The sequence below is a fragment of the Nioella sediminis genome (assembly GCF_001879695.1).
In the GTDB taxonomy this organism is placed as follows: domain Bacteria; phylum Pseudomonadota; class Alphaproteobacteria; order Rhodobacterales; family Rhodobacteraceae; genus Nioella; species Nioella sediminis.
Genome location: NZ_MNBL01000158.1, coordinates 1 through 7,668, shown reverse-complemented (window position 1 = coordinate 7,668; position 7,668 = coordinate 1). Strand labels below are relative to the sequence as shown.

8 protein-coding genes and 1 pseudogene are annotated in these 7,668 nt (G+C 61.5%); 1 reads left to right on the top strand and 8 read right to left on the bottom strand.

Going from position 1 to position 7,668, the window contains the following annotated elements:
• Positions 1 to 190: pseudogene (locus tag BKY26_RS17610) on the bottom strand (ATP-dependent protease subunit HslV); the annotation flags it as partial.
• Between the two features lie 173 nt (positions 191 to 363).
• Here BKY26_RS17610 and BKY26_RS17605 point away from each other — a divergent pair.
• A complete protein-coding gene (locus tag BKY26_RS17605) occupies positions 364 to 828 on the top strand; it encodes a c-type cytochrome (RefSeq protein ID WP_071691682.1) in 465 nt (154 codons plus the stop codon).
• Positions 829 to 899: 71 nt separating this feature from the next.
• Here BKY26_RS17605 and infB read toward each other — a convergent pair whose 3' ends face one another.
• The 7 genes from infB to BKY26_RS17570 form a co-directional block, all read right to left on the bottom strand.
• A complete protein-coding gene (infB, locus tag BKY26_RS17600; protein WP_071691681.1) occupies positions 900 to 3,398 on the bottom strand; it encodes a translation initiation factor IF-2 in 2,499 nt (832 codons plus the stop codon).
• Complete coding sequence (locus BKY26_RS17595; RefSeq protein ID WP_071691684.1) at positions 3,395 to 4,024, bottom strand: RNA-binding protein; 630 nt, start codon at positions 4,022 to 4,024, stop codon at positions 3,395 to 3,397. Before BKY26_RS17595 ends, infB begins: the two co-directional genes overlap by 4 nt.
• A gap of 24 nt (positions 4,025 to 4,048) precedes the next feature.
• Positions 4,049 to 5,674 carry a transcription termination factor NusA gene (gene nusA / locus BKY26_RS17590; protein ID WP_071691680.1) on the bottom strand — a complete coding sequence of 542 codons (1,626 nt, stop codon included), beginning with the start codon at positions 5,672 to 5,674 and terminating at the stop codon, positions 4,049 to 4,051.
• 3 nt (positions 5,675 to 5,677) lie between these two features.
• Positions 5,678 to 6,268, bottom strand: a complete 591-nt coding sequence (gene rimP, locus BKY26_RS17585) for a ribosome maturation factor RimP (RefSeq protein WP_071691679.1) — start codon at positions 6,266 to 6,268, stop codon at positions 5,678 to 5,680.
• 120 nt (positions 6,269 to 6,388) lie between these two features.
• Positions 6,389 to 6,835 carry a hypothetical protein gene (locus tag BKY26_RS17580; RefSeq protein WP_131541932.1) on the bottom strand — a complete coding sequence of 149 codons (447 nt, stop codon included), beginning with the start codon at positions 6,833 to 6,835 and terminating at the stop codon, positions 6,389 to 6,391.
• Between the two features lie 35 nt (positions 6,836 to 6,870).
• Positions 6,871 to 7,218, bottom strand: coding sequence for an I78 family peptidase inhibitor (locus tag BKY26_RS17575; RefSeq protein ID WP_071691677.1), 348 nt, complete (start codon positions 7,216 to 7,218; stop codon positions 6,871 to 6,873).
• The gene (locus BKY26_RS17570) at positions 7,215 to 7,475 is read right to left on the bottom strand and encodes an I78 family peptidase inhibitor (protein WP_083431501.1); all 261 of its coding nucleotides are present in this window, start codon (positions 7,473 to 7,475) and stop codon (positions 7,215 to 7,217) included. Before BKY26_RS17570 ends, BKY26_RS17575 begins: the two co-directional genes overlap by 4 nt.
• Between the last annotated feature and the right edge of the window lie 193 nt (positions 7,476 to 7,668).

Genomic DNA, 7,668 nt, shown 5'->3' with positions numbered 1-7,668 from the left:
CGGTCGATCCGGCGAACCCCGCCACAACCTCGTGCCCGCCCGGTTTCAGACGCCGCACCTTGCGGGCGCTGCCCTTGATCACGGTCTGGCCAAGGCTGACCTGTCCATCGCCCGCGACGACAACCTCGTCGCCCTTGCGAATGCCGATAATGGTTGTGCCGTGCCAGCCGGGAAAGTCGGAATTGCTCATGTCGTCTCCTTGCTTCACTCGTATATGACCCCCAAGGCGTGTGGCGACAAGACCTCGCACCCTCTGGTCATTCCGTTCAGGTCCGCTAATTTTTTGACCGTGACAATTCGTTCGGCACCATTCCGGTTCTTCAGTCGCTATAGTGCCGCCAGCCAAGCTAGAGGAGCTATTCCATGATCCGCAAATTGACACTCGCCGCAGCGCTTCTTTCCGCGCCCATGGCTTTCGCTGACAGCCACGGTGCTGGCCCGTCCGGGGACGCAGAGGCCGGTGAGAACCTGTTTAACCGCAACTGCGTTTCCTGCCATGTCGTGCGTGACGCGGATGATAACGTGCTGGCGGGCCGTAATGGCCGCACGGGTCCTAACCTGTATGGTATCGTGGGCGCAGTGGCGGGAAGCGTCGAGGGTTTCCGGTACTCTTCTCTGATGGAAGCGGCCCATGCGGCCGAGATCACCTGGGACGAGGCCAGCTTCGCCGCCTATATTCCGAACGCCACGGCCTTCCTGACCGAAGCTACGGGCGAACGTGGCCGGTCCACCATGACCCCGCAGCGCGTTGACGAAGAAGGCGCGATAGATATCTATGCCTTCCTCGCGCAGTTTGGTGCTATGATGGAAGAAGAAGCGTCTGACTGATCAATTCTTGTCAGAGAAGCAAGAAGGGCGGCCCGTTGGGACCGCCCTTTCTTTTTGGAGCTTTGCAGAGATCAGTCCAACGACCGCTCGACCTCCTCGCGTTCGAAAATCTCGATGACATCGCCCTTACGCACATCGTCGTAGTTTTCAAACGCCATACCGCATTCCTGACCGGATTGGACTTCCTTGACCTCGTCCTTGAAGCGCTTGAGCGTCTTCAGCGTGCCTTCGTGGATCACCACGTTGTCGCGCAGCAGGCGCACACCGGCGGACCGGCGGGCAACACCCTCGGTCACCAGACAGCCAGCGACATTGCCGACGCCGGACACGCGGAACGTGTCCTTGATCTCGGCATAACCGATGAAGTTCTCGCGTACTTCGGCAGAGAGCAGGCCAGAGGCCGCTTTCTTCACGTCGTCCACAAGATCGTAGATCACCGAGTAGTAGCGGATCTCCACGCCCTTCTGGTTCGCAGCGTTCCGTGCGGGCGCGTTGGCCCGGACGTTGAAGCCGATAACCGGTGCACCGGACGCTTCGGCAAGGCCGATATCGGATTCCGTGATGGCGCCGACGCCCGAATGCAGGATGCGCACGCGCACTTCCTCGTTGCCCACCTTTTCCAGCGCCTGAGCGATGGCTTCGGCAGACCCCTGCACATCGGCTTTCACCAGAACCGGCAGCTCGGCCACGTTCTGATCCGCCTTGGCCTTGGCCATCAGCTGATCGAGCGTGGTGGCCGCGCCGGCAGCGGCGCGACGGTCCTTGGCGGCCTGTTCACGGTAGTCGGCGATCTCACGCGCTTGCGCTTCGGTATCGACCACGTTCAGAACATCACCCGCTTCGGGCGTGCCATTGAGGCCCAGAACCTCGACCGGAACCGAAGGCCCGGCCTCTTTCACACGGTCACCCTTGTCGTTGATCAGCGCGCGGACTTTACCCCACTGCTCACCAACAACGAAGATATCGCCCTGCTTGAGCGTGCCGTTCTGAACCAGAACGGTAGCCACGGGGCCGCGACCCACATCGAGCTGTGCTTCGATGACAGCACCGGATGCGGCGCGGTCGGGGTTGGCCTTAAGCTCGAGGATTTCCGCTTGCAGCGCGATGGCGTCCAGCAGTTCATCAAGTCCCTGGCCGGTATGGGCCGACACTTCCACGTCCTGAACCTCGCCCGACATCTGTTCCACGACAACCTCGTGTTGCAGCAGGTCGGTACGCACTTTCATCGGGTCGGCGGCCGGTTTGTCGATCTTGTTGATTGCCACGATCATCGGAACACCGGCGGCCTTGGCGTGATTGATCGCCTCCACCGTCTGCGGCATGACCGCATCGTCAGCGGCCACAACCAGAACCACGATATCCGTCACCTGCGCGCCACGGGCCCGCATCGAGGTGAACGCGGCGTGGCCGGGCGTATCGAGGAAGGTCAGCAGCTGGCCGCCATCGGTCGTCACCTGGTAGGCACCGATATGCTGGGTGATCCCACCCGCTTCACCGGCAACCACCTTGGCGTTGCGGATCGCATCCAGAAGCGAGGTCTTGCCGTGGTCGACGTGGCCCATGATGGTGATGACCGGGGCACGGGGCTTCAGGTCTTCCGGATTGTCCTCGACCGTGTCGATCACGTCTTCGACGTCGGAATCGGATACGCGCACCATGCGGTGGCCGAATTCCTCGACGATCAGTTCCGCGGTGTCCTGGTCGATCGACTGGTTCTGCGTGACCATCATGCCCATCTTCATGAGCTCTTTCACAACATCGGCCACCCGCTCGGCCATGCGGTTCGCCAGTTCCGAAACCACGATGGCCTCGGGCACCTGCACGTCGCGCACGATCTTTTCGCGTTCCTGGTGGCCGCCCATGGCCTTCTGCCGCGCGCGTTCCTGCTTGCGCTTCATGGCGGCCATGGATCGTTGCCGCCCGCCTTCGCCACCAGTCAGCGCCTGGTTCACGGTCAGCTTGCCGGACCGGCGGCCATCGCGTTCGCCACCTTTTCCGCGCCCGCCTTTATCGTCGCGGTCCTTGTTGTCCCGCTTGGCCGGGGTCGGCGCGCCGGACTTGGTCGGCACGGGCCGTGCGGTGCGGTCTTCCTTGGCGCCGGCGGGTGCATCCGCAGCCGGCGAGGCAGCGGGTGCAGCACGTTCAGCGGCGCGGCGTTCCTCTTCCTCGCGCTTGCGGCGCTCATCTTCTTCGGCCTTGGCCTTCAGCGCTTCTTCGCGCTCGCGTTCTTCGCGTTCCTTGGCCTCGATCTCGGCCTTGCGACGCGCGCGTTCTTCCTCGCGCTCGCGCTCCTCACGCTCGCGGCGCTCAGCTTCTTCGGACTCGCGGGCCTTGGCGGCCTGCAAGGCTTTCAGCCGGCGCTCCATCTCTGCGTCGGAAACACCCGAAGGCCGACGCGGCGCATCGGACTGCCCGGACGAGGATGAGCCCGGCTTGGGCACCACAACGCGTTTGCGCTTGGTTTCCACCACCACACTCTTTGTCCGCCCACGCGAAAAGCTCTGGTTCACGCGGCCCGAGCGGGCGCCGCCAGAAAGTCCGAGGGGTTTTTTACCGTCTTGATCGCTCATACGTCTTTCGTATCCTTCCCGGCGATGTGTTCGCCGTATGTGCCGCGCAGGCCTCGCAGCTTCGAGGCCTCCTCTACTACACGTCGTTCGAGTCCGCCAGCCGCAAGCGCGCCATGTATCACATGTTGGCGCCCGAATGCCAAACCCAATTCATCTGCCGTCAAACAGCCGAAAAATCGGCCTCCTTCGGGCGTCCAGAGTTTCGATTTTCCCCGTTCCGAGCCGTCAGAGGCCTGGAACAGAACGCGGGCATGGCCATCCGCCAGCCAGCCTTTTACTTTTTCAAACCCGGCCACCGCCTTGCCGGACTTCCGCGCCAGCGAGATCAGCTCGATCACACGGCGCGCCAGCAGGGTTTCGACCTGTTCCGCCAGATCGGCGGGAACCGTCACTTTCTGCTTTGCCCCACGGGCGAACAGGTTCTTCTTGACGGCCAGCGCCAGCGCAGCTGGATCGGCCGAAACCCAGATGCCCCGACCGGGCAATCGTTCCGCGACGTCCGGGACGATCACGTCGCCCGGACCCACGACAAAGCGGATCAACCCGGCCTTGGGCTGGGTTTCTCCGGTTGCAATGCAGCGCCGTTCGGCCTCATCGCGTGTTTTTGGTCGACCGCCCCGTGTCATGGGCTGCATCCCCGAGACCTGCGATCAGGCCTCGGACTCCTCTTCTGCTGCTTCGGCTGCCGCCGCTTCCGCTTCGGCTGCGGCTTGCGCTTCCAGTTCCTCGATGGTGACCCAGCCCAGTTGCAGGCGGGCGGTCATCACCATGTTCTGAGCTTCCTCGAGGCTCACATCGAACTGTTCCAGAAGGCCGTCATCCTTGACGCGCTGACCGTCCACCGTGGTCCAGCCGCCCGCCAGTTCCCAATCGGCGCAGGTTGCGAAATCTTCCAGCGTTTTCACATCGTCTTCGCCCAGGGCCACCAGCATCTGGGGGGTCAGACCTTCGAAATCAATAAGGCTCTGTTCCACACCCAGTTCACGGGCCTGTTCCAGCGCCTTGCGGTTCTGCTCTTCCAGATAGTCGCGGGCACGGGCCTGCAGCTCGTTCGCGGTGTCTTCGTCAACGCCTTCGATGACCAGCAGTTCATCCAGTTCCACATAGGCAACCTCTTCCAGCGAGGTGAAGCCTTCGGACACCAGAAGCTGAGCAAAGAATTCGTCCAGGTCGAGGCTGTCCATGAAGACCTGCGTCCGCTCGGCGAATTCGGCCTGGCGACGGGCGCTTTCCTCTTCCTCGGTCAGGATGTCGATATCCAGCCCCGTCAGCTGCGACGCCAGCCGCACGTTCTGACCACGGCGGCCAATGGCCAGCGACAGCTGATCATCGGGAACCACGACCTCGATCTTGCCGGCGTCTTCGTCCAGAACAACCTTGGACACTTCCGCAGGTTGCAGCGCGTTCACAAGGAAGGTCGGCTGATCGTCATTCCACGGGATGATGTCGATCTTTTCGCCCTGAAGTTCGTTCACGACGGCCTGAACCCGGCTACCGCGCATACCGACGCAGGCCCCGACGGGGTCAATCGAGTTGTCATAGGAAATGACAGCGATCTTGGCGCGCGAACCGGGGTCACGGGCAACGGCCTTGATCTCGATGATGCCATCATAGATCTCCGGCACTTCCATCTTGAACAGCTCGGCCATGAACTCCGGCGCGGTGCGGCTGAGGAAAATCTGCGGCCCGCGCGGTTCGCGGCGCACATCCTTGATGAAGACGCGGATCCGGTCATTCGGGCGATAGCTCTCGCGGCCAATCTTTTCGTTCCGGCGCAGAACTGCTTCGCCACGGCCGATATCGACGATGACATTGCCGTATTCCTCGCGCTTGACCTGACCGTTGATGATCGTGCCCTTGCGGTCCTTGAATTCTTCGTACTGGCGATCCCGCTCCGCTTCACGCACCTTTTGCAGGATGACCTGCTTGGCGCTTTGCGCGGCGATCCGGCCCATCTCGACCGGGGGAACCTCGTCGATGATTTCATCGCCGATCTCTGCGTCTTCCTTGAAGGCGCGGGCGTCGCGGACGGTCAGTTCGGTGAAGTGGTTCTCTACCTCCTCAACCACGGTACGCACGCGGGTAAAGGTTGCCTTGCCGGTCCGGCGGTCGATGTGAACGCGGATATCCAGCTCGGACCCGTAGCGCGACTTGGCGGCACGGGCGAGCGATTCTTCCATCGCCTCGACCACCAGACCGGGGTCGATCATCTTTTCGCGGGCAACGGCCTCGGCGGTTTGCAGAAGCTCCAGCTGGTTTGCACTGGTGATTGCCATGGGTCAGTCCTCCGCCTTTCCAGGCTCTTCGGTTTCAATCTCGTCGAATTGGGATTCGTCGATGGTGCCCGCCGCCTTGCGCTGGCGCAGCATTTCAGTGATCAGGTCGTCGGTCAGGACCAGCTTCGCGTCGGTCAGCCAGTCGAACTCCAGCCCGATGGTGACGGGCTCGCCCTTTTCATCCACCAGGTTGATCAGCACTTCGTCGCCGTCGATCCCGGCCAGTTCGCCTTTGAAGCGGCGGCGCCCGTCGATCAGTTCCGCGGTTTCCAGCTTGGCCTCGTAGCCCTGCCAGGTGTCGAAATCCTTCAGCCGGGTCAGCGGCCGGTCGATGCCCGGGCTGGACACTTCCAGCGTATAGTTATCCTCGATCGGGTCTTCGACATCCAGAAGGGCGCTGACCGCGGTCGAGATTTCGGCGCATTGATCGACCTCGATCCCGCCTTCGGGACGTTCGGCCATGATCTGCAACGTCATGGTCTTGCCGCTCATCAGGCGGATGCGCACCAGTTCGAACCCCATCCCTTCGATCAAGGGGGTCAGGATATCGGCCAGGCGGCGATCCATAGCGGTTTTGGCAATCAGGTCTGACATGGGTCCAAACACAAAAAAACGGGCGCGCGGCCCGTTGATATTTCCCGGTGGAGCGTCGGGGGTGGAGGCCGACGCGCCGCTGTTGAAGGGGATATAGGACGAATCAGCGGCGGGCGCAAGTCATCCGCAGAAGGCCTGCGTAATCATTCCGTCCGCGTCCACGAAAACGTTGAACCGCCAGGGCCAGTAATCCATCGTCCCGGCCATGCGCTCGGCGGAAAAGACGCGAGGCGACAGATCATACTGTTCGGTGATCTCGATCGGATGGCCGACAAGGCTTTCCACCTCCGACAAGGCGCAATTGTTCTCGACAATCACCGGGGTGCGGACAACCGGGTCACAGCCTTCTGTGGCGGTGCACATGGCGACTGAGCCCGGATTTGGGCTGACAGGGCCCAGTTCCCAGCTTGGTCCGGCATGGGAAGAGTTTACCGCGCCTTCCATTGCCGCCTGGCAGCGGCTGCCCGTGTTGCAATGGGGTTGAATGATGGTGTTGGCCATCGCGGCGTTGCCGATCATCTGGGTCACGGCGGCGAGGAAAGAGATAGTGAGAATAGAGTGTTTCATCTTGGAAAGTGCTTTCATGATAGGGATGTCTGCGCCTATCCGCAGAACACGCGGAAAACTGTTTGATCCCGGTGAATTTCAAAGTTCAGGCGGTCAGCGATGTGGTTGAAATTTCTCACCTGACCGAACTGGAGAATCCGAGCCCCTTGCGTTGCTCCGGCCGTGTGGGCATCGGATAGGGGGTGCCCAACCAGATGCTGATACAGGTTCGCACCACACATGCGGGAGGTGTCGTGAACGGGGAAGCCACCAGATGCTTCATAGGGGTTCGGAGAAGTCAGACCCGTTTCCGTGCCCGGAAAATAGGTGGCAGAGATCCCTTGGGCAAACGTCGGGGCTGCACCGAAACACAGGATGGCGAGGGTCGTGGCAAGGCGTTTCATCCGCAATAGACCCGTTCGATGATGTCGTTTTCGTCAACGGCGATGTTCATGCGCTCGGGCAGATAGATCATCGTGGTCATCATGCCGGGGCGCAGAACGCGGGCCATGTTGGCCTCTGCCATCAGATCGGCGACAATAGCAGGCTGACCGATCAGGGACTGATAGCGCGATGCGCCACAACTGTCGGCAAGGTTCAGCTCTGCCAGGGCGGGGGTCGTGGTCGCGGCCAGGGCGGCGATGAGTGCGAAATGTTTCATTGGTATGTCTCCTTGTCTATAGGTGTATAATCGACACTTACAAGGGGAGAGTCAAGCCATATGTGTTATCGGCACACTTTTGCAAAAATGACAGACGCCTTTCCTCTTCCATTGAATCCCGAGCGGCTTTGTCACAGGGTCAGATCAACACGACATATCAGGGAGGAGTTCGATGCGCACACGTGCGGCGGTT

Coding starts and splice junctions, on each gene's coding strand:
- BKY26_RS17605 (WP_071691682.1), top strand. CDS start 364: ATGATCCGCAAATTGACACTCGCCGCAGCGCTTCTTTCCGCGCCCATG.
- infB (WP_071691681.1), bottom strand. CDS start 3,398: ATGAGCGATCAAGACGGTAAAAAACCCCTCGGACTTTCTGGCGGCGCC.
- BKY26_RS17595 (WP_071691684.1), bottom strand. CDS start 4,024: ATGACACGGGGCGGTCGACCAAAAACACGCGATGAGGCCGAACGGCGC.
- nusA (WP_071691680.1), bottom strand. CDS start 5,674: ATGGCAATCACCAGTGCAAACCAGCTGGAGCTTCTGCAAACCGCCGAG.
- rimP (WP_071691679.1), bottom strand. CDS start 6,268: ATGTCAGACCTGATTGCCAAAACCGCTATGGATCGCCGCCTGGCCGAT.
- BKY26_RS17580 (WP_131541932.1), bottom strand. CDS start 6,835: ATGAAACACTCTATTCTCACTATCTCTTTCCTCGCCGCCGTGACCCAG.
- BKY26_RS17575 (WP_071691677.1), bottom strand. CDS start 7,218: ATGAAACGCCTTGCCACGACCCTCGCCATCCTGTGTTTCGGTGCAGCC.
- BKY26_RS17570 (WP_083431501.1), bottom strand. CDS start 7,475: ATGAAACATTTCGCACTCATCGCCGCCCTGGCCGCGACCACGACCCCC.